The 20,209-nt window shown below is 66.0% G+C and carries 20 protein-coding genes; 10 read left to right on the top strand and 10 right to left on the bottom strand.

What is annotated here, in order from left to right; translation table 11 throughout:
• Positions 1-38 precede the first annotated feature (38 nt).
• From adh to eutC, 5 genes are read left to right on the top strand one after another with little or no spacing between them, the layout of a single operon-like run.
• Entirely contained in the window at positions 39-1,562 is a 1,524-nt protein-coding gene (gene adh, locus OHQ90_RS19350; RefSeq protein ID WP_328399394.1) for an aldehyde dehydrogenase, read from the top strand.
• The gene (locus OHQ90_RS19345; RefSeq protein ID WP_328399392.1) at positions 1,562-2,119 is read left to right on the top strand and encodes a DUF779 domain-containing protein; all 558 of its coding nucleotides are present in this window, start codon (positions 1,562-1,564) and stop codon (positions 2,117-2,119) included. The genes adh and OHQ90_RS19345 overlap by 1 nt, the downstream gene beginning before the upstream one ends.
• 25 nt (positions 2,120-2,144) lie before the next feature.
• Complete coding sequence (eat, locus tag OHQ90_RS19340; RefSeq protein WP_328399390.1) at positions 2,145-3,578, top strand: ethanolamine permease; 1,434 nt, start codon at positions 2,145-2,147, stop codon at positions 3,576-3,578.
• Complete coding sequence (locus OHQ90_RS19335) at positions 3,575-4,987, top strand: ethanolamine ammonia-lyase subunit EutB (RefSeq protein WP_328399388.1); 1,413 nt, start codon at positions 3,575-3,577, stop codon at positions 4,985-4,987. The genes eat and OHQ90_RS19335 overlap by 4 nt, the downstream gene beginning before the upstream one ends.
• Positions 4,984-5,775: an ethanolamine ammonia-lyase subunit EutC gene (eutC, locus tag OHQ90_RS19330; protein ID WP_328412426.1), complete on the top strand. Its 792-nt coding sequence runs from the start codon at positions 4,984-4,986 to the stop codon at positions 5,773-5,775. Before OHQ90_RS19335 ends, eutC begins: the two co-directional genes overlap by 4 nt.
• A 773-nt stretch (positions 5,776-6,548) precedes the next feature.
• Here eutC and OHQ90_RS19325 read toward each other — a convergent pair.
• From OHQ90_RS19325 to OHQ90_RS19315, 3 genes are all read right to left on the bottom strand, one after another.
• The gene (locus OHQ90_RS19325) at positions 6,549-6,743 is read right to left on the bottom strand and encodes a hypothetical protein (protein WP_328412425.1); all 195 of its coding nucleotides are present in this window, start codon (positions 6,741-6,743) and stop codon (positions 6,549-6,551) included.
• Positions 6,744-7,321: 578 nt separating this feature from the next.
• The gene (locus tag OHQ90_RS19320) at positions 7,322-8,047 is read right to left on the bottom strand and encodes a hypothetical protein (protein WP_328412423.1); all 726 of its coding nucleotides are present in this window, start codon (positions 8,045-8,047) and stop codon (positions 7,322-7,324) included.
• 84 nt (positions 8,048-8,131) lie between these two features.
• Positions 8,132-8,509, bottom strand: a complete 378-nt coding sequence (locus OHQ90_RS19315; RefSeq protein WP_328412421.1) for a PepSY domain-containing protein — start codon at positions 8,507-8,509, stop codon at positions 8,132-8,134.
• Positions 8,510-8,629: 120 nt separating this feature from the next.
• Here OHQ90_RS19315 and OHQ90_RS19310 point away from each other — a divergent pair, with 120 nt between their 5' ends.
• Together OHQ90_RS19310 and OHQ90_RS19305 are read left to right on the top strand one after the other, a co-directional pair.
• Positions 8,630-9,307 carry a response regulator transcription factor gene (locus OHQ90_RS19310; RefSeq protein ID WP_328412419.1) on the top strand — a complete coding sequence of 226 codons (678 nt, stop codon included), beginning with the start codon at positions 8,630-8,632 and terminating at the stop codon, positions 9,305-9,307.
• The gene (locus OHQ90_RS19305) at positions 9,300-10,739 is read left to right on the top strand and encodes a sensor histidine kinase (protein WP_328412417.1); all 1,440 of its coding nucleotides are present in this window, start codon (positions 9,300-9,302) and stop codon (positions 10,737-10,739) included. The genes OHQ90_RS19310 and OHQ90_RS19305 overlap by 8 nt, the downstream gene beginning before the upstream one ends.
• 83 nt (positions 10,740-10,822) lie before the next feature.
• Here OHQ90_RS19305 and OHQ90_RS19300 read toward each other — a convergent pair whose 3' ends face one another.
• From OHQ90_RS19300 to OHQ90_RS19275, 6 genes are all read right to left on the bottom strand, one after another.
• On the bottom strand, positions 10,823-11,215 hold the full coding sequence (locus OHQ90_RS19300; RefSeq protein WP_328412415.1) for a rhodanese-like domain-containing protein: 393 nt from the start codon (positions 11,213-11,215) through the stop codon (positions 10,823-10,825).
• Positions 11,212-11,736, bottom strand: coding sequence for a cysteine dioxygenase (locus OHQ90_RS19295; protein WP_328412413.1), 525 nt, complete (start codon positions 11,734-11,736; stop codon positions 11,212-11,214). The genes OHQ90_RS19300 and OHQ90_RS19295 overlap by 4 nt, the downstream gene beginning before the upstream one ends.
• Positions 11,737-12,012: 276 nt before the next feature.
• Positions 12,013-12,744, bottom strand: a complete 732-nt coding sequence (locus OHQ90_RS19290; protein WP_328412411.1) for an alpha/beta fold hydrolase — start codon at positions 12,742-12,744, stop codon at positions 12,013-12,015.
• A gap of 43 nt (positions 12,745-12,787) precedes the next feature.
• Complete coding sequence (locus tag OHQ90_RS19285) at positions 12,788-13,753, bottom strand: alpha/beta hydrolase (protein ID WP_328412409.1); 966 nt, start codon at positions 13,751-13,753, stop codon at positions 12,788-12,790.
• A gap of 55 nt (positions 13,754-13,808) precedes the next feature.
• Positions 13,809-14,525, bottom strand: a complete 717-nt coding sequence (locus OHQ90_RS19280; protein WP_328412406.1) for an alpha/beta fold hydrolase — start codon at positions 14,523-14,525, stop codon at positions 13,809-13,811.
• 109 nt (positions 14,526-14,634) lie between these two features.
• Positions 14,635-15,651, bottom strand: coding sequence for a GlxA family transcriptional regulator (locus tag OHQ90_RS19275; protein ID WP_328412944.1), 1,017 nt, complete (start codon positions 15,649-15,651; stop codon positions 14,635-14,637).
• A gap of 78 nt (positions 15,652-15,729) precedes the next feature.
• Here OHQ90_RS19275 and OHQ90_RS19270 point away from each other — a divergent pair, with 78 nt between their 5' ends.
• The gene (locus OHQ90_RS19270) at positions 15,730-16,344 is read left to right on the top strand and encodes a TetR/AcrR family transcriptional regulator (RefSeq protein WP_328412404.1); all 615 of its coding nucleotides are present in this window, start codon (positions 15,730-15,732) and stop codon (positions 16,342-16,344) included.
• 4 nt (positions 16,345-16,348) lie between these two features.
• Here the strand turns inward: OHQ90_RS19270 and OHQ90_RS19265 are convergent, their stop codons facing one another.
• A complete protein-coding gene (locus OHQ90_RS19265) occupies positions 16,349-17,245 on the bottom strand; it encodes a LysR family transcriptional regulator (protein WP_328412402.1) in 897 nt (298 codons plus the stop codon).
• Positions 17,246-17,491: 246 nt separating this feature from the next.
• On the opposite strand from OHQ90_RS19265, the gene OHQ90_RS19260 reads away from it, so the two are divergent.
• Both OHQ90_RS19260 and katG read left to right on the top strand, forming a co-directional pair.
• The gene (locus OHQ90_RS19260) at positions 17,492-17,908 is read left to right on the top strand and encodes a Fur family transcriptional regulator (protein ID WP_442941481.1); all 417 of its coding nucleotides are present in this window, start codon (positions 17,492-17,494) and stop codon (positions 17,906-17,908) included.
• Between the two features lie 37 nt (positions 17,909-17,945).
• The gene (gene katG, locus OHQ90_RS19255) at positions 17,946-20,177 is read left to right on the top strand and encodes a catalase/peroxidase HPI (protein ID WP_328412398.1); all 2,232 of its coding nucleotides are present in this window, start codon (positions 17,946-17,948) and stop codon (positions 20,175-20,177) included.
• Positions 20,178-20,209 lie beyond the last annotated feature (32 nt).

Here is a 20,209-nt window from a genome sequence, read left to right as displayed (position 1 = left end):
CCTGCCGCAGGAAATGTCACCAGACCGAGGAGCATTCGATGACCGTCTTCGCCCGCCCAGGAACGCCCGACGCCGCCATGTCGTTCCAGGCCCGCTACGACAACTGGATCGGCGGCGAATGGGTAGCGCCCGTCAAGGGGCAATACTTCGAGAATCCGACACCGGTCACGGGTCAGCCGTTCTGCGAGGTCGCCCGCGGCACCGCCGAGGACATCGAACTCGCCCTCGATGCCGCCCACGCCGCCGCGCCGGCCTGGGGCAAGACCTCGGTTGCCGAACGCGCGATCATCCTCAACAAGATCGCCGACCGGATGGAACAGCACCTCGAGGCGATCGCCCTCGCGGAGACCTGGGACAACGGCAAGCCGATCCGCGAAACCCTGGCCGCCGACATCCCGCTCGCGATCGACCACTTCCGCTACTTCGCCGGCGCCATCCGCGCCCAGGAGGGCTCGCTGTCGGAGATCGATGTCGACACGGTCGCCTACCACTTCCACGAGCCGCTCGGCGTGGTCGGCCAGATCATTCCGTGGAACTTCCCGATTCTGATGGCCACCTGGAAGCTCGCACCCGCCCTCGCCGCGGGTAATGCCGTTGTCCTCAAGCCCGCCGAGCAGACCCCGGCCTCAATCCTGTTCCTGATCAGCCTCATCGGCGATCTGCTGCCGCCCGGCGTCCTCAATATCGTCAACGGCTTCGGCGTCGAGGCGGGCAAACCACTCGCATCGAGCCCGCGGATCAAGAAGATCGCATTCACCGGCGAGACCACCACCGGCCGCCTGATCATGCAGTACGCCTCCCAGAATCTGATTCCGGTCACTCTGGAGCTCGGCGGCAAGAGCCCGAACATCTTCTTCTCCGATGTGCTCGCCGCGAATGACGACTACCAGGACAAGGCCCTGGAAGGCTTCACCATGTTCGCGCTCAATCAGGGCGAGGTCTGCACCTGCCCGTCGCGCGCACTTATCCAGGCCGATATCTACGACGAATTCCTGGCCTCGGCCGTGGTGCGCACCAAGGCTGTGCGGCAGGGCGATCCACTCGACACCGAGACCATGATCGGCGCGCAGGCCAGCAACGATCAGCTCGAAAAGATCCTGTCCTACATCGAGATCGGCAAGGGTGAGGGCGCCACACTGCTCACCGGTGGCGAGCGCGCCGACCTCGGCGGCGACCTGTCCGGCGGCTACTACGTGCAGCCAACGGTCTTCGCGGGACACAATGCGATGCGGATCTTCCAGGAAGAAATCTTCGGCCCCGTCGTCTCGGTCACCTCGTTCGCCGACTACGACGACGCCATCAAGATCGCCAACGACACCCTCTATGGACTCGGCGCGGGTGTGTGGTCGCGCGACGGCGCGGTGGCCTACCGGGCCGGCCGCGACATCCAGGCCGGGCGGGTGTGGACCAATACCTACCATCAGTACCCCGCGCACGCGGCGTTCGGCGGCTACAAGCAGTCCGGGATCGGCCGCGAGAACCACCACATGATGCTCGACCACTACCAGCAGACGAAGAACCTCTTGGTCGGCTACGCGTCGAAGGCGCAAGGCTTCTTCTGATGGTCGATGCCGCTGCGGCAATCCCCCGGCGGGTGCGTGCCACCGCGGCGGCGATGGATCTGCTCCGTCGCCTCCGCGGTCTGCACGGGCCGCTGATGCTGCACCAGTCCGGCGGCTGCTGTGACGGCTCGGCTCCGATGTGCTATCCCGCAGGTGAATTCGTGGTCGGCGACCGCGATGTGCTGCTCGGACTGCTGGATCTACGGTTGCTGGTGGACGAACTGCCCGGCACTGCGCCCGAACCGGACGATATCGCGCCGGTGTGGATCTCGGGCCCGCAGTTCGCCGCCTGGCAGCACACCCAGCTCGTCCTCGACGTCGTGCCGGGACGTGGTTCCGGATTCAGCCTGGAATCGCCGGAAGGGTTCCGATTCCTCAGTCGCGGAAGAGTTTTCGAGCAAGCCGAACTGCTCGCGCTGGCCACGGTCGACACCGTGACCGGCGCGGGCTGGGAGCGCGGCGAGCGTCCCGCACCACCAACCCAACCCCAGGTCGTCGCCGAAGCGGCCGATGCCTGCCCTGTTCCCGGCCGCGGAACATCCCAGAACACCCTGTGATTCATCCAGCAAGAAGGAGGTCGCAATGGCGATCCCCACCAATAAGCCCACCCACGAGGACTTCCACACCGAGGACAGTGCCTACCTCGCGAAGCGAACCCTGAAGTCGGGGTCCGCGGGCTGGTTACTCCTCGCCGGTCTCGGCATCAGCTACGTGATCTCCGGCGACTACGCCGGCTGGAACAACGGCCTGGCGCAAGGCGGTTTCGGCGGACTGCTCATCGCCACCGTGGTAATCGCAGGCATGTACCTGGCCATGGTGCTCGGCATGGCCGAGATGTCCTCGGCGTTGCCCGCCGCGGGTGGCGGCTACACCTTCGCCCGGCGCGCGCTCGGGCCATGGGGCGGCTTCGCCACCGGCGCAGCCGTTCTCATCGAGTACGCCATCGCGCCCGCCGCCATCGCGACGTTCATCGGCGCCTATGTCGAATCGCTGAACCTGTTCGGCATCACCGACGGCTGGTGGGTCTATCTGGCGGTGTACGCGTTGTTCATCGGCATTCATCTCACCGGTGCCGGTGAGGCGCTCAAGGCGATGTTCGTCATCACCGCGATCGCGTTGGTCGGTTTGGCTGTCTTCGCGGTGTCGGCCTGGGGATTGTTCGACGCGGGAAAGCTGACCGACATCCCGGCCGATCCCGCGGCGGTGGGCAGTTCGTCGTTCCTGCCGTTCGGATACTTCGGGATCTGGGCCGCGGTCCCCTTCGCGATCTGGTTCTTCCTGGCCGTCGAGGGTGTGCCGCTGGCCGCCGAAGAAGCGCGGGAGCCGGAGAAGAACGTGCCCAAGGGCATCATCATCAGCATGCTGGTGCTGATCGTCACCGGCGCGGCCGTGCTCTTCCTCGCCACCGGCGCGCTCGGCGCCGAGGCGATTTCGACCTCGGGCAACCCGCTGGTCGAGGCGCTCGGCGATTCCGGCGCCGCCAAGCTCGTCAACTACATCGGTCTGGCCGGGTTGGTCGCAAGCTTCTTCTCGATCGTCTACGCCTACTCGCGCCAGACCTTCGCGCTCTCGCGGGCCGGATACCTGCCGACGAGCCTGTCGGTCACCAACGCGCGCAAAGCGCCGATGCTCGCGCTGATCGTGCCCGGCATCATCGGATTCGCACTCTCGCTGACCGGTGAGGGCGCGATGCTGCTGAACATGGCCGTCTTCGGCGCGGCGGTGAGCTACGTGCTCATGATGATCAGCCATATCGTGCTGCGCGTCCGCGAGCCGAACATGCCGCGGCCCTACCGCACCCCGGGCGGCATTCTCACCACGGCCTTCGCCCTCGTGATCGCCTGCGCCGCCGTCATCGCCACCTTCCTCGTCGACCGTACGGCAGCGACCTGGACCCTGCTCGCCTTCGCCGGGTTCATGGCCTACTTCGGCCTCTACAGTCGCCATCACCTGGTCGCCAACTCGCCCGACGAGGAGTTCGCCGCCCTGGCCAAGGCGGAGGAGGAGCTCGAATGACGATCTATCACCAGCAGATCGGCGGCGCCAACTACACCTTCGACGGCCTTGTCGAATTGATGGCCAAGGCGACGCCGCGGCGTGGCGGCGACGAATTGGCCGGCTGCGCGGCGGCATCCGACGCCGAGCGGGCGGCCGCGCAGTGGGCGCTGGCGGAGGTGCCGCTCGAATCGTTCCTCCGCGAACTCTTGGTGCCCTACGAAGACGACGAGGTCACCCGGCTGATCATCGACTCGCACGATCGCGTTGCCTTCCAAGCGATCTCGCATCTGACCGTCGGCGGCCTGCGGGACTGGCTGATGGAGACATCGGCCCGCGATGACGCCGCCACGAGGCTGCGTGCGGTGTCCCCGGGGCTGACACCGGAAATGGTGGCCGCGGTCAGCAAGATCATGCGCAATCAGGATCTCATCGCGGTCGCCCGTGCCGCCGAAGTGACGGCGGGCTTCCGCACGACGATCGGGCTGCCCGGACGACTGAGCACCCGCTTGCAGCCCAACCATCCGACCGACGACCCGCGCGGTATCGCCGCCGCAACCCTCGATGGCCTACTGCTCGGCTGCGGCGACGCCGTGATCGGCATCAATCCGGCAACCGATTCGCCGCACGCCACCGCGGATCTGCTGCACCTGCTCGACGAGATCCGGCAGCGCTTCGCCATTCCGACCCAGTCGTGTGTGCTCTCGCATGTGACCACCACGATCGAGCTGATCGAGCAGGGCGTTCCAGTGGATCTGGTCTTCCAATCCATCGCGGGCACCGAAGGTGCGAATACCGGCTTCGGGGTGAACATCTCGCTGCTGCGCGAAGGCAACGAAGCGGGGCGATCGCTGCATCGCGGCACCGTCGGCGACAACGTGATGTACCTGGAAACCGGTCAGGGATCGGCGCTGTCGGCGGGTGCGCACCTGGGCACCGGCGGCAAACCCGTCGACCAGCAGACCCTGGAGGCCCGCGCCTACGCGGTGGCAAGAGACCTGCAGCCGCTCTTGGTGAATACGGTCGTCGGCTTCATCGGCCCCGAATATCTCTACGACGGCAAACAGATCATCCGGGCCGGTCTCGAAGACCATTTCTGCGGCAAGCTCCTCGGCCTGCCCATGGGCGTCGACGTCTGCTACACCAACCACGCCGAAGCCGACCAGGACGACATGGACACCCTGCTCACCCTCCTGGGTGCGGCCGGAGCGGCGTTCGTCATCGCGGTGCCCGGCGCCGACGACGTGATGCTCGGCTACCAGAGCCTCAGCTTCCACGACGCCCTGTACGCGCGGCGGGTACTAGGCCTGCGGGCCGCGCCGGAATTCGAGACGTGGCTGCAAGGACTCGGCATGGCCGATGCGGCGGGCCGGATACTTCCGGTGGAAATCGCCTCCTCCCCGCTGCGCGAATTGACCGGAGCGCTATGAGCATCGAGCGCAGACACCAAGCGCCACAAGACTTCTGGGACACGCTGCGCCCGAGCACCCAGTCCAGGATCGGTTTGGGCCGGGTCGGCGATGCGCTGCCGACCGCGAGTGTGCTCGAATTCCGCTCGGCCCATGCCGCGGCCCGCGACGCGGTACACCTGCCACTCGACGTGTCCGCCTTGGCAACTCGGGTCGAAGCCGTCGGCCTCGGCACCCCCGTGACCGTCGGCAGCCGCGCCACCTCCCGACCCGAATACCTGCGCCGCCCCGACCTCGGCCGACTCCCCGCCGACCTGACCGATGTCCCCCACACCGGTGCCGACCTCGGCTTCGTCCTCGGCGACGGACTGTCCCCACGCGCACTCATGGACCACGGCGCACCGCTACTTGCCGCCCTCGCGGAAGAACTCGCCGGCAGCTATTCGATCGCGCCTCCGGTCATTGCCACCCAAGCCCGCGTCGCCCTCGGCGATCACATCGCCACCGCGATGGGCGTGCGCACCCTGGTCGTGCTCATCGGCGAACGCCCGGGCCTCTCGGTGGCCGACAGCCTCGGCATCTACCTCACCCACCTGCCGAAGCCCGGCCGGACCGACGCCGACCGCAACTGCATCTCCAATATTCATCCGCCCGAAGGCCTCGGCTACCACCAGGCGGCAAAGGTGGTGTCCAGCTTGATCTCCGGCGCACGGAAGCTGGGCAGATCCGGCGTGGACCTCAAGGACACCTCCCGCACCGAAGAGCTGGTTTCCACCGCGGTGCTGACGATTCCGGGGCCGGTCGAATAACACGTTGAATAATCGACGACAATTGTGTGCCAACCGTTTGACGGCTCCGCCTCGCAGTGCGGTGATAGTGGTATTCCTGCAGCCCGCCGCCGCGAGAATGACGGCATCGCACTCCGGCGAGGTACGTACGTATACCGACCGATCCGGGAGCCCTCATCGTTCGGCCGCAGCCACGTCGTCGGCCACAAGAACCGTCAATGCGAACTGTGACCTGCGGCTCGGCGACCCGGCGGGCAGGGTATTCCACTCGGGCCTCTTAGCGTGGCCGCCCGTGGGTCTTGCCATCGACTACCTACGTAACACAGAGGGAGCACATACGGCGAGCTACCGATGCGCAACGTCGACTGTTCGGCCAAACTCATCATGTCGACCGACGCAGCTCGCAGGCCGTGTGGCAACTATCCACCCGCACTATTGATCATTCAGGAAGTACCTCAGATGACCGAACAACCGGTGCAAACAAGGCCCGTTCGCCCGTGTGGCATTGCGGTAGATCGCATCGGCGCAAAGAGCGCAACGACCAGAGGTCGGCCTGGCCGGAACACACAGGGCAAAGTCAGTCTGGTCGATGTCGCCATGGAATGCGGAATCGCGGCCATTCAGCAACGGATTGCCGATCTACGTTCCGACGGCCATTACACGGCAGCACTGTGTATCGAGCGAGAACTCGCTCAGTTGCGGCCGGACTCGCTGCCGTGATGCCCTGAGGGTCGCGGTGCAGGGCGGACTCGTCCACCGCGAGCAAGCGGTTGCGGTCATGTCGAGTCGCTGACTCAATCCCACAGCCGCGAGCAGGGGAGCTCAGGCAGCACGGCGGAAATGTCGCTATCGATGGTCACCTGCAGTGCGGGTGACCATTTCGCCAGTGCCGCAGTGAAATTGCGAGCCTGCTCCACGGTCGCTCGGAACGCGAGGGCCAGCGCTCCGGATCCGATCCGGAGGCGGCATTCGACGGGTTGCTTCTTCATGGTGCTCTCCGAGTGATCGAAGGTCGGATGCGCGCAGGCAGACCGTCTGGCCGAGCCTGCTGAAGGGGCGGACGAACGGTGCGGCCCACACCATGGGCCCCGAGCTGCCTGAAGTCCTTCATCGCATCGCCTTCCTCTCATCTCTGATCCTTCGATTGCGGCCTGGGCAGGGAGCATGTCTGTCGGGGCAGACTGAGTTCATGGCAGCAATTCCGCCCACCCTTCGTGGACATTGGCATGACGCCGTACCGCTATTGGGGTGTATGCAGGCTGACCAACCCGATGAACGCGAACCTGCGGCGCCTGGGTGACGTGGCTGGGCGGTCGACTGCCCAGCCGAAGGGGCAAGCCGAACCGACGGGACGTCCGCGGCACTACATCCGAGAGCACCCCACCGACGATCGGCAGGTTGCTCAGCCACTCCAAGCTTCACGCGATGGCGGCGACGGTGTCACGGCCAGTCTCACCTACCAGGACACGCTGCCGGTGCCGAGACCCGTACCGCACGGTCTCGGCACTGGCGCCAGACCGTCACGACCCTGGTCATAGCGCCGGAAATCCCGGTTACACGCGCTGGATCACCTATTTTCTCTGGTCGGGTCATTCGCCTGGAAAGGAGAATTTATGGTGGTGAAGTATTGGACAATCGCACCGACGGCAATCGGGGCCGTGACGAGAAGTTGACCGGCGAGAGTGCCGAGTGCGCCCACCGCAATGATGCCGCCGATACAGCCGACGGCGGCAGCGGGGATGAACGGCCCGAACATGCCGATGATGGTGGCAGCGGCCACGGTCGCACCGGCGATGCCACCGAGTACACAGCCGACGATACCGCCGCCGACACCGCCGACCGCGGTGCCGATGGCGGCACCCGTCGCAATGGTGTCCTTCAGCCGAGTGAAGGCCGCGACTTCACGTTCGTACGGCGTTCGCCACAGCGCCTGGTCTTCGAAGGGGAGGGCAACCGGCTGGTAATTCGCATGCTCGATGTCGAATTGCGGCGTGAATGTTGCCGTCCGGCCCTCGATTACGGCGGCAATGGGAAACACGAAATCGTCGACGCGGAACTCCAGCGGAGTGCCTGCGAGAACGGTTCCGTCGACTGCTCGGACTTCGAATGTTCCGTTCTCGACCGCCATCGAACCCGAATCGATCTGTATGACCGCGTTGTCTTCGGAAGCCGTGGTCGTGTAATTGATTACGCCGCTGTCGGTGGTCTGCGGAGCCGCGCTCGCGGTTCCCGCCGTGATGCCGACAACCGCGATGGCCAGTGTCGATACTGTAGAAATTTTGCTCAGAAACATATTCCCGGAACCTAACTCAGTCGTGTGGATGGTGCGAATACCTGTCGTTCGGAGCCGAATCGCCGGCTCCGAACGCCCGGTGTGTCAATCCTGTTGCGCCCTGCCGAGCACAGCGCCGGTGCTCGAGTCGACCGTCACCTCGTACTCGATGCCGTCGGGCGCTCTGAGTTCGACCTCCCAGACCGTGGCGCCCTTCTCGGCGTCGAGCTCTGCGGAGATCACCGTGCTGCCCGGCACCACCCCGAGCGCCTTGTCGATGGCCTGCTGCCGGTCGATCGTCGGGGCCGCCGTGAGCACCCAGTCGTGGTCCGGCGGGAACCAAGCGACAGTGTGCCTGTCGTGCCACCGGCTATCGGTGCTCGCACCCATGGCCACAGCGCCGCCGACGAAGAGAGCCGCCACCGCCGCGCCGACGAGCAGCCAGCGCAGGCCTGCGAGAACGCGGCGAAGAATGGGATCCATGATGAAACCTCCTGTGAGAGTGGTTGTCTCGAAGCTGATGAGCACAATCGCAGGGTGTGGCTGAAGGCAGCCTGAAGGCACCTGAAATCCGTTTCAGGAACGGTCTGCCAGGCTGTGCGCATGCGTTTGCTGATCGTGGAAGACGAGCAGCGCCTGGCCGAGACCTTGGCCAAGGGGCTTGCGGCAGAAGGTTTTGCGGTGGATGTCGTCCATAACGGAATCGACGGCCTACATCGCGCGAGGACCGGCGACTACGACCTGGTCCTCCTGGACATCATGCTGCCCGGCATGAACGGTTACCGAGTGTGTGCCGAACTGCGCGCCACAGGCGACGAGACACCGGTGCTGATGCTCACCGCGAAGGATGGCGAATACGACGAAGCGGAAGGGCTGGACACCGGCGCCGACGACTATCTCAGCAAGCCGTTCTCCTATGTGGTGCTGCTGGCTCGTATTCGCGCCCTGCTGCGCCGCAGAACCCGCGGCGGCGCACCGGTGTTGAGCGTCGGCGACCTGACAGTCGATCCGAATACCCACACCTGCCGACGAGGGACGCAGGAGGTGACATTGACCGCGAAGGAGCTCGCGGTCCTGGAGTACCTCGCCGTGCACGCCGGGGCGATAGTGTCGAAATCGGATATCCTCCAGCATGTCTGGGATTTCGCCTACGACGGCGACCCCAACATTGTCGAGGTGTACATCAGCACGCTGCGGCGAAAGATCGACGCGCCGTTCGGGCGTCGATCGATCACCACCGTGCGTGGCGCCGGATACCGCTTGGTGGCCGATCGTGGCTGACCGATCACGGTGGTGGAGTTCGGTCCGCGCCCGCACCACCGCGATGGCCACCGCCGTCGTCGCGATCGCTCTGGTGGCCGCCGGGCTGGCCGTGCTTGCAGTGCTGCGGCACAACCTGGTCGACAGCGCAGGTCTGCAGGCGGAGTCGACCGCACGACACGTCGCCGCCCAGCTCGCCGCCGGGACCGACTTCGCGAATCTGGAGCTGCCCGACGCGGACAGTCAACCGGTGCAGGTGGTTTCGGCCGACGGGCGGGTCTTGGCGGCCGATGACGATCTACTCGGCCACGGGCCCATGGCCGAATTCTCCCCTACCACCGAATCGGAGTCCGAAGACGACGAAGACGACGAGGACGACGAAGAGCCGGAGCCGGTATCCGCAGCTGGCTCGGACACCATCGCATTCCGCGATATGCGACTGCCGGTGGCCCACGAGGACACCGGAAGCCACGACTTCCGGGTCGCCGCGCTCGACGCCGACATCCCGCGCGGACAGCACATCACCATCTATGCCGGCGCTTCCCTCGCCATCGCCGACAACGCCGTCGCCGGCGTCAGCCGTGCCATGTCGATCGGTCTGGTTCCGTTGCTCGTCCTCGTCGCGGGCGTCACCTGGCTGGTCACCAGACGTGCTCTGCGCCCGGTGGAGGCGATCAGGAGCGAACTCGCCGAAATCATGGGCGGCGACCTCTCCCGCCGGGTGCCGGTGCCCGCCTCGCACGACGAAATCGCCCGGCTCGCAACCACAACCAACACCACACTGACCGCTTTGGAGGAATCCGCGCAACGCCAGCGCCGCTTCATCGCCGACGCCGCACACGAATTGCGCAGCCCCATCGCGAGCCTGCGCACCCAACTCGAGGTCGCCCAGGCCCATCCGCAACTACTCGAATTGGATGGACTGATCGCCGATTCCGTGCGACTGGAACATCTCGCCGCCGATCTCCTGCTGCTGGCCCGCCTCGACGCCGGCGAACAACCCCGCAGGGACCAAGTGGACCTCGCCACGCTGGCTCGCGATGAATTGGCCCACCGCAACGGCGACCGCCACCCGGTCCAGGTGCACATACCCGACGACTGTGTCGCCGTGCGGGGCAGCCGGATTCAGCTCAGCCGCGTGCTGGCCAACCTGGTCGACAACGCGCAGCGCCACGCCACCACCGCAGTGCGCGTCTCGCTGACACGCACCGACGGGACGGTGGTTTTGGCGGTCAGCGACGATGGCAGCGGTGTGCCGGAGTCCGATCGGGACCGGATCTTCCAACGGTTCGTCCGGCTCGACGAGGCTCGCAGCCGCGACGACGGCGGCGCGGGACTCGGTCTCGCCATCGTCCGCGACGTCGTCCAGCGTCACGGCGGCGAGATCCAGGTGGGTGCGAGCGCCGAAGGCGGCGCCCGCTTCGCGGTCACCCTGCCTCCTGCCGATCAATGAAGAGAGGTACCGAACGCGAGCGATCGCACCGTACCCGCCTACCCATCACACGCGGCTCATCAACCGAGTCCTGGCTCTGGACGCTATGGCACAGCCGGTGTTCCTCCGGCAATCACCGGCAAACCGGCCGCTTTCCACGCACGGAACCCACCGATGAGGTCCGTAGCGTTTCGCAACCCCAACTCGCGTGCGTCGCGGGCGGCCAGACTCGAGGCGTAACCCTCGTTGCACAGGATCACCACGGCGGAATCCTCGGTGAGGCCGGGCAAGCGGTGCTCGCCGAGTGGGTCCAGACGCCATTCGAGCACGATCCGCTCGACCACCACCGAGCCGGGGATCTCGCCCTCGGCGGAGCGATTCGCGAACGGCCTGATGTCCACTACGAAGGCTCCGGCCGTTCGCAACGCCTCGGCCTGTTCCGGATCGACACGGACCAGGTGCTCACGGGCTCGCGCGAGCATTTCCTCGGCGCTCATACGCCCGCGAAATCCGTCAGGGCGCGGTACTCACGCATCGGCCGCAGGGGTGGGGAATACGCGTGCACCGTCGCGGTCTGCTCCCCCGCTACGTTGCGGAGCAGGTGCGCCCTGTTGGGCCCGAACGCGACAGTGGCGCCCGCCCGCCGCTCGGCGGTCCGCACCCGGTCGTTCGGGAACGCGAATTCCTCGTGCAGTTCGCCGCGCAATACTGTGAAGGAACCGGATGCGCCGCCGTGGTCGTGTGGTTCGGTGCCCTGTCCGGTGGTCCAGGACAACAGCCACAGTTCGACGCCCATGGTCAGCGCGAGCCGCGTCCACCAGCGCTGACGAGAGTCGAATCGCACGATGCCGAGCAGCGGTTCGGCCAGCTCGCGTGTCACCGCGCTGGTCAGCTCGTGCAGTTCGTCCGGCGTCCACAGTGGTCGTTCGGCACGGACGAGATCGCTGAGTAGTGGAAAATCAATATCGGGATGGATGTCCTTGGTGTGCTTGAGGTTCACCGGAAGGGACGTCGTCACAGTGCGCTCCTGGCATCGTGGTGCGGTGGAAGATATGCAGCGTCACCGGCAACACGCACAGGCCACGACGCGAAGCAGGTCGACAACCCGATTTCGCGTGAGAAGCAGCCTTGGCACGTCGGACACCTTACACACCCCGTCGGCGACCTCCCAGCACGGGCAACCGCGAGAGCTCGCCGGTGAGATCCATTCCCCATCTTGACAATTCAGCGAACGCGCCTCGCAAGAACCCCTTCCGCCCTGAGCCGGAAGGGGTTTGCACCCACGGAGGTATGTCTACTTGTTCGCCGCCAACGCGATCAGATCACTCACCTCACCCGGGTGGGAGACACTGACCGCATGTGAGGCAGAGACCTCGACGGTGTGGGCGGTAGCCCGCTCGGCCATAAACCGTTGCGCCTGCACAGGGATGTTCTTGTCCTCGGTGGTGAGCAGGGCGAACGTGGAAATGGTTCGCCACGCTGCCGCGGTCGCCGGTTCCTGTAGCGCGGCCAGAGCAACGGGCCGCTGGGTCGCGGCCAGCAACTCGGCGGTGGCGACGGGGACATCGGCGGCGAACTGTGCGGGGAATTCCTCCTGCCGGATATAGAGTTCGGTGCCCTGGCTCCCATCAGACAGCGGGTACTGCGCCGGACGGGTGGTCGGCGCGAGCGTGGAGCCGGGGAATTTGTCGGTCAATTGCAGCGCGCTCTCGCCCTCCGCGGGGATGAAGGCGGCGATATAGACGAGCGCTGTCACACTCGCTTTCCCGGCGGCGGCAACGGTGATGACGCTGCCGCCGTAGGAATGGCCGACCAGGACACACGGCCCTTCGATGCCGTCGAGGACCGAGCCGATATAGGCGGCGTCGCTGTCGAGGCCGCGCAGCGGGTTGGCCGCGGCAATGACGGAATATCCCTGTGCGCGCAGCTTTCCGACGACGCCGTTCCAGCTGGAGGAGTCGGCGAACGCGCCGTGCACCAGCACGATGGTCGGTGTCGCGGACGCGGCCGCGGGTTCGGTACTCACGAATGTTTTCCTTCGAGTCGATCGTTGTGGGTCATCGCGCGGGTCACGCTGGATGCAAGGCGGCCCGCAGCACCGCAACAGCTTGGGCGACAGCAGCTTTGGCGGCAGACGTATCGTGCATCGAGTTGACCATCACGAAGTCGTGGATGATGCCCCCGTAGCGGGCCTGGATCACCGGGACACCCGCGGCGCGCAGCTTGCCCGCGAATGCCTCGCCCTCGTCACGCAGCACGTCCGCTTCGGCGGTGATGACCAGTGCGGGTGGCAGGCCCGACAGTTGCTCGGTAGTCGCGCGCAATGGCGACGCGGTGATCTGCGCCCGGTCTGCCTCGCTGGTGGTGTATTGATCCCAGAACCACCGCATGCCCTCACGGGTGAGGAAGTACCCTTCGGCGAACCGCTGGTAGGAACCGGTGTCGAAGTTGGCATCGGTGACCGGATAGAACAGCACCTGCTGCGCGAAGGAGACGTCGCCACGCTCCTTGGCCATCAGCGTCAGCGCGATGGCCATATTGCCGCCGACCGAATCACCCGCGATCGCGATCCGGGACGGGTCGAGCGCCTTCTCGGCACCGTGGGTGGTGACCCACTGGGCGACCCGGTAGGACTGCTCGTTGGCCACCGGGTATCGCACCTCCGGCGAGCGGTCGTATTCGGGGAAAACCACCGCCGCGTGTACGCCGACGGCGAGATCCCGAACCAAGCGGTCGTGGGTGTGCGCGTCACCGAACACCCAACCGGCGCCATGGGTGTAGATGAGCACGGGCAGGGTCTCGGTGACGCCCTGCGGTTTGACGATCCTGGCCCGCACCGAGCCCGTCGGGCCGCCCTCGATGGTGATCCACTCCTCGTCGATCTCCGGCTTGTCGATCGCCGAGTCCTGCACCGAATCCACAGCCTTGCGGCCTTCTTCCGGGGGCAACTGGTAGAGGAACGGAGGCTGGGAGGTCGCGTCGACGAACTCTTGCGCTGCCTGCTCGAGCGCGATTCCCAAGGGGTTTGCGGTCATCGTCGTTCCTTCCGGTAGGAATTGAATGTGTGGTGGTACTGCCGGTTTCGAAAGATCACGCGAGTTCGGCGAGCGCGTCGGTGAGGACGGTGACAACCTCGTCGGGGTGGGTTTGCATGACGAGGTGCGGTGCGTCGATCTCGACGACCGATCGCAGCCCGGCCCGCTGGTATCCGAACCGTTCGACGTCTGGGTTGATGGTGCGGTCAGCGCTCGACACGATTCCCCAGCTGGGCTTGGTCTTCCATGCTGCCACCGACGCGGGTTCATTGAAGGCGATTGCCGACAACGGCCGCTGGGAGACTGCGAGCACCTTCGCCCGCGCGGTGTCGAGGCCCGCAGCGAATACGTCGCGGAAGGCTTCGATGTCGACCGATACGTCGGTTCCCGGCTCGCCGTTGGCGGTCGGATAGGACGTGTAGACGAGGTTGGCGGCCAGCTCCGAGTCCGGGAACCCGCCTTGCAGCTGCCCCAAACTTTCGCCCTCTTCCAGCGCATAGCCCGAGACGAAGACGAGACCGACGACGTTGTCGGCCATCCCGGCGACAGTGATAACCGCGCCGCCGTAGGAGTGCCCTGCCAGGAGCACCGGACCATCGATCTGCTCGACGAAAGACCTGATGTAGGCAGCGTCCGCCGACAGGCTGCGGTTGAACACCGGCGGAGCAACGACCCGGTACCCCTTGGCCAGCAGCCGTGCGGTGACCGGATGCCAGCTGGAGGCATCGGCGAAAGCACCGTGCACGAGAACAATGGTTGCCGCGAAGGACATGGCGTTCCTTTCTCGATCGCTCGGATCGATGTGGATGGCGTCGTACCGCACTAGCTTCCGCTGAGCGTTCCCGGCCGCGCCCCTCTCTACGGGCCGCAAAAACCCCCGATCAGGACACGGCGGCCGCAACCAGCGATTCGAGAGCGGCGCCCGAGCCGGTGGAACGGAAACGCTGCTGGTACTTGCGCGGCGAGATGCCGAGCCTGGCCACGAACGCGCGACGCAACGCTTCACTACTGCCGTAGCCTGCGGCCATCGCGGCCTCAGTGACGGTGTGCCCGGCGTGCAACATATCCCTCGCGACACCGAATCGGATGAAAGCGACGTACTCGGCGGGCGATCGTTCGAGTTCAGCCCGGAACAGCCGCGTCAGGTGCCGGACGCTGACCCGGGCATGGTCGGCCAAAGTCTGGACGGTATGCGGGAAGGCGGGGTCTGCGCAGATCAGATCGACGGCCTTGCGGACAACGGGGCTGCGCGGCACCGGCCCACTCAGCGAGGCGGAGAATTGCGATTGCCCACCGGCTCGCTGCATGTACACCACCAGCAACTGGGCAACCCGGCGGGCGATGTCGGCGCCGTAGTCCTCTTCGACGAGTGCCAGCGCGAGGTCGACGCCCGCCGCGACACCGGCCGAGCTGTACAGGTTGCCGTCGCGCGCGAAGATCGCATCCGGTTCCACCACCACCGAGGGATACCGCCGCGCGAGTTCCGCGGCGAATTTCCAGTGGGTCGTCGCGCGTCTGCCATCGAAGAGGCCGAGGTCGGCCAGGACAAAAGCGCCACTGCAGATCGAGGCCAGCCGCCGCGTGTTGCAGGACAGGTGCCGCGCCGCCGCAATCACCTCGGGCGTCACGAACTTCGTCGGCGGCAGCTCGCTGCCGGGAATCACGATGGTGTCGAAACGACCGGCGTCGGCGGCCGCGCCGCTCACCTCGATCCGCGCGCCGATCGAGGTCTGCACGTTTTCGCCATCGGCCGAGATCAGGACAAGCTCGTAACCGGGCACCGTCTGGTTGGCCTCCACGAAAACCTCGGCCGGGCCGACGAAGTCGAGCATCTTGACACCATCGAAGACCAGAATGCCGATGCGCCGACGGGGCGGCTCTGCAAAATTAGGGGCCATGTCAACCATTATTATGGAGGGACGCCTCCAGAACAAGTGATGTGGGCCGCCTCGCACCCCGATTGGTACGGTGAGCGCATGGGCAGGCCGCGGCAGTTCGATGAATCGAACCTGCTCGACGCCGCCACGGAGTTGTTCTGGTCGCAAGGATTCGACGAAACCTCGGTGGAGGACGTCTCGCGCGCGACCGGCGTCGGGAACGGCAGCATCTACGCCGCCTACGGCAACAAACGAGGCTTGTTCCTCGCGGCGTTCGAACGCTACTGCGAGCGTCGCGCCCGATTCGTTCGCGAGGTCATCGGGTCCGCGCCCGGCTCGGCACGCGCCGCGGTGCAGACGCTTTTTCAAGCGATCATCGACGACTGCGCCGCACACCCGGATCGGCGCGGCTGCCTGATGATCAACAGCATCGCGCAGCTCGCCACCCGAATCCCGGAGGTCGCCGCCATCAGCACCCGGGCCACCACAGCCATGGAGCAGGGCGTCGCCGAGCGGCTGCACGACGCTGCCCGCCTCGGCGGGGGCACCATCGACGAGGCCGTGCTCTCGGCGCACAGCGCCAATATCGTGGTGGTGACACAGGGCCTGATCCAACTGAGCCGCTTAGGAATTCCACCGGAGCGGTTACGCGAAATCGCTGACGTGTCGAGCCGGTCGCTGCCTCCGGCGTGGGCCGATCACGTCGTCCACTGACTGTTCAGCTCTGATCGAGCTGTCCCAGCTCCCGGATGACTCGGGCAAAGGCACGGACCTGCTCGGTTTCCCTATCGCTGCGCCAGACCGGCGCCCATCGCACCGAGACGGAATCGGTGATGGGTAGATAGGTGATGCCAGGGCGGTTGTAATAGCGGGCGATGTGGCTCATGCCGCTGGTGAGGATACCGCCGGTGCTGGCGGTGGTCAGGATGTCTTCGAGCGTCGAGATCGGGGCGACACGGTGGATGGGCCTGCCCGAAGGAGTCTGGAAGGGGCTGACGGCGTCCTCCCAGTAGTCGGGCAGCGGTGCGCTGGGTTCGAGCACGCCACGGTCGCCGAAAACCTCCAGTGACACCCATTTCTCACCCGCGAGTTCGTGATGGTCTGGCATCACTGCCACCATCGGCTCCACAGAGATGATCGGCCCGACGGTCACGCCCGGTTCTTCGACGGGCAACCACGCGATGATGATGTCGGCTTCGTCGCGATGCAGCGGTCCGAACTGATCGCTGAACTCGCTGCTGCGGATCTGCAGCTCCCAAGACGGGTGCCTGCTGCGGAAAACATCCCAGAACGGCTGGTAGTCATAGGGGTTGTAGCCGATCATGGCAACGCGGAGCACACCGGAAATACCCCTGGCGGCCTGGCGGGCGTGTTCGATCGCCTGAACGACGCCGTGATAGGCCGGCTGCAGTTCGGCAAGCAGTTGGCGGCCGAGCAGCGTGAGCTGGACGTTGCGGGGGTTGGACCGGTCGACCAGTCGGCCGCCGATCCGACGTTCCTGACTCTTGATCGACTGACTGACGCGGGCCTGCGAGATATGTAGCCGCCAAGCGGTTCTCCCGAAATGCAGCTCTTCGGCCAACGTCAGAAAGATCTCTATATCTCGCAGTTCCACCGGGATGCTCCTGACAAGCCGTGCTCCATGACGACCGAAGACTACGATGTTTGCGCTGTTCGCGCGGCAGGTACCCCGGCGTCCCCTGCTCCGCGCCGACCAACCCCGACGACCGCGGCGATCACCGCTCGCCCGCTGAACGAGCCACCGCCCCGTTTCGGAACAAAATTTTCCCCGAATCGCCCCCGGCCAATACTTGAATGAGTAATACTTCGGAATGTGTCCACCAAATCGGATTTCGAGCGCATGCTGCGCGGGGCTGCGCTGCGCGTGACGGCGCCGCGGCTGGCGGTGCTGACCGCGGTGCACAACCATCCGCACTCCGACACGGACTCGATCCTCGGTCGAGTGCGCGAGACCCTCGGTGCGGTGTCCCATCAGGCCGTGTACGACGTGCTGCGGGCACTGACCGCCGCAGGTCTGCTGCGGCGCATCCAGCCGATGGGCACGGTGGCGCGCTACGAAACGCGCGTCGGCGACAACCACCATCACCTCGTGTGCCGGTCGTGCGGCGTCATCACCGACGTCGACTGCGCCGTCGGCGAGGCGCCCTGCCTGACCGCCTCGGACCACAACGGTTTCGTCCTCGACGAGGCCGAGGTCATCTATTGGGGCCTGTGCCCCGACTGCTCCGCAAAACAGACGTCACCAACACCCCAGTGATCACAGCCCGATTCACTCACTCCCGAAAGGAATTGCCGTGCCCCAGGAACACCCGCCCATCGGAGAGGCGAACACCGAACCCGCCGAGAGTGGTTGCCCCGTCATGTCAGGTCGCCTCAAGTATCCGACCGAGGGCGGCAGCAACCGTGACTGGTGGCCCAACCAGCTCAACCTGAAAATCCTCCAGAAGAACCCCGCCGTGGCCAATCCCATGGGCGAGGACTTCGACTATGCCGCGGAATTCAAGACCCTCGATCTGGCCGCGGTGAAGCAGGACATCGAGGAGGTGATGACAACCTCGCAAGAGTGGTGGCCCGCCGACTACGGCCACTACGGCCCGTTGTTCATTCGGATGGCCTGGCATGCCGCAGGCACCTACCGCATCAACGACGGTCGCGGTGGAGCGGGCGCGGGCATGCAGCGGTTCGCGCCGCTCAACAGCTGGCCCGACAACGCCAGCCTCGACAAAGCGCGCCGCCTGCTGTGGCCGGTCAAACAGAAGTACGGCAAGAAGCTCTCCTGGGCCGACCTGATCGTCTACGCGGGCAATGTTGCACTGGAGTCGATGGGCTTCGACACCTTCGGCTTCGGCGGCGGCCGCGTCGACCAGTGGGAGCCAGAGGAGGACGTCTACTGGGGTCCTGAGCACACCTGGCTCGACGACGAGCGGTACACCGGCACCCGGGATCTCGAGAACCCCCTCGCCGCAGTCCAGATGGGCCTGATCTACGTGAACCCGGAGGGGCCCAACGGCAACCCGGACCCGCTCCTCGCGGCCACCGACATCCGTGAGACGTTCCGTCGCATGGCCATGAACGATGTCGAGACGGCGGCGCTCATCGTCGGCGGCCACACCTTCGGCAAGACGCACGGTGCGGGCGACGCTGACCTCGTCGGCCCCGAGCCGGAGGCCGCTCCCCTGGAAGAACAGGGCCTCGGCTGGAAGAGCTCCTTCGGCACCGGTGTCGGCAAGGACGCGATCACCAGTGGTCTGGAAGGCACTTGGACGCCTACACCGACCAAGTGGGACAACAGCTTCCTCGAAACCCTCTACGGCTACGAGTGGGAGAAGACCAAGAGCCCCGCCGGCGCGTGGCAGTACATCCCCAAGGACGGCGCCGGGGCGGGCACCGTGGCCGACGCCCACGACCCGTCGAAGAGCCACACCCCGGTGATGCTGACAACGGACCTCTCGCTGCGGGTCGACCCCGTCTACGAGCAGATCACCCGGCGTTGGCTCGACCACCCCGAAGAGCTCGCGGACGAGTTCGCCAAGGCCTGGTACAAGCTGACCCACCGCGATATGGGGCCGATCGTCCGCTACCTCGGGCCGCTGGTCCCACAGGAGGCCCTGCTGTGGCAGGACCCTGTCCCCGCGGTGACGCACGATCTCATCGGGGCAGCCGACATCGCCGCCCTCCGTAGCCAGATCCTGTCGTCGGGTCTGTCTGTCTCGCAGCTTGTTTCGACCGCGTGGGCGGCGGCGTCGTCGTTCCGCGGCAGTGACAAGCGTGGCGGCGCGAACGGCGGACGTATCCGCCTCCAGCCGCAGAGCGGGTGGGAGGTCAACAACCCCGACGAGCTCGCACAGGTGGTGCGGACTCTGGAGGGGATCCAGGAGTCCTTCAACGCGGCCCAGACCGGGAACACGCGGGTGTCGTTCGCCGATCTCGTCGTGCTCGCCGGGTCCGCGGCCGTCGAGCAGGCCGCCAGGAACGCCGGCCACGACGTCGAGGTGCCGTTCACGCCGGGACGCACGGACGCCACGCAGGAGCAGACCGATGTGGAGTCCTTCTCGGCGCTGGAGCCGAATGCGGACGGCTTCCGCAACTACCTCGGCAAGGCCAGTAGGCTCCCGGCCGAGTACCTGCTGATCGACAAGGCGAACTTGCTGACCCTGAGCGGTCCGGAAATGACCGTCCTTGTCGGCGGCCTGCGCGTGCTCGGCGCGAACTACAAGCAGTCGCCGCTGGGCGTGTTCACCGCGACCCCCGAGTCGTTGACCAACGACTTCTTCGTGAACCTGCTCGACATGGGCACGAAGTGGGAGCCGACGTCGCCCGACGACGGGACCTACGAGGGCAAGGATCGCAACAGCGGCGAGGTGAAGTGGACAGGTAGCCGCGCCGACCTGGTCTTCGGGTCGAATTCGCAGCTGCGCGCTCTGGCAGAGGTCTACGCGACCGACGATTCGAAGCAGAAGTTCGTCGAGGACTTCGTCGCCGCGTGGACCAAGGTGATGAACCTGGACCGGTTCGACCTCGCCTGATCACGGCACGACGACCGACCGACGGGCCGGTC

This window comes from Nocardia sp. NBC_00403 (assembly GCF_036046055.1).
Taxonomy (GTDB): Bacteria; Actinomycetota; Actinomycetes; order Mycobacteriales; family Mycobacteriaceae; genus Nocardia.
The sequence above is the reverse complement of the archived record's forward strand: the minus strand, read 5'-3'. Positions and strand labels throughout refer to the sequence as shown.

Bases quoted from the DNA above. Each gene is read 5' to 3' on its own strand.
- OHQ90_RS19315 (WP_328412421.1), bottom strand. From the start codon at position 8,509: ATGGATCCCATTCTTCGCCGCGTTCTCGCAGGCCTGCGCTGGCTGCTC.
- OHQ90_RS19260 (WP_442941481.1), top strand. From the start codon at position 17,492: ATGCTGCGCGGGGCTGCGCTGCGCGTGACGGCGCCGCGGCTGGCGGTG.
- adh (WP_328399394.1), top strand. From the start codon at position 39: ATGACCGTCTTCGCCCGCCCAGGAACGCCCGACGCCGCCATGTCGTTC.
- OHQ90_RS19345 (WP_328399392.1), top strand. From the start codon at position 1,562: ATGGTCGATGCCGCTGCGGCAATCCCCCGGCGGGTGCGTGCCACCGCG.
- OHQ90_RS19335 (WP_328399388.1), top strand. From the start codon at position 3,575: ATGACGATCTATCACCAGCAGATCGGCGGCGCCAACTACACCTTCGAC.
- eat (WP_328399390.1), top strand. From the start codon at position 2,145: ATGGCGATCCCCACCAATAAGCCCACCCACGAGGACTTCCACACCGAG.
- OHQ90_RS19275 (WP_328412944.1), bottom strand. From the start codon at position 15,651: ATGGCCCCTAATTTTGCAGAGCCGCCCCGTCGGCGCATCGGCATTCTG.
- OHQ90_RS19320 (WP_328412423.1), bottom strand. From the start codon at position 8,047: ATGTTTCTGAGCAAAATTTCTACAGTATCGACACTGGCCATCGCGGTT.
- eutC (WP_328412426.1), top strand. From the start codon at position 4,984: ATGAGCATCGAGCGCAGACACCAAGCGCCACAAGACTTCTGGGACACG.
- OHQ90_RS19325 (WP_328412425.1), bottom strand. From the start codon at position 6,743: ATGAAGAAGCAACCCGTCGAATGCCGCCTCCGGATCGGATCCGGAGCG.
- OHQ90_RS19285 (WP_328412409.1), bottom strand. From the start codon at position 13,753: ATGACCGCAAACCCCTTGGGAATCGCGCTCGAGCAGGCAGCGCAAGAG.
- OHQ90_RS19300 (WP_328412415.1), bottom strand. From the start codon at position 11,215: ATGAGCGCCGAGGAAATGCTCGCGCGAGCCCGTGAGCACCTGGTCCGT.
- OHQ90_RS19270 (WP_328412404.1), top strand. From the start codon at position 15,730: ATGGGCAGGCCGCGGCAGTTCGATGAATCGAACCTGCTCGACGCCGCC.
- OHQ90_RS19310 (WP_328412419.1), top strand. From the start codon at position 8,630: ATGCGTTTGCTGATCGTGGAAGACGAGCAGCGCCTGGCCGAGACCTTG.
- OHQ90_RS19280 (WP_328412406.1), bottom strand. From the start codon at position 14,525: ATGTCCTTCGCGGCAACCATTGTTCTCGTGCACGGTGCTTTCGCCGAT.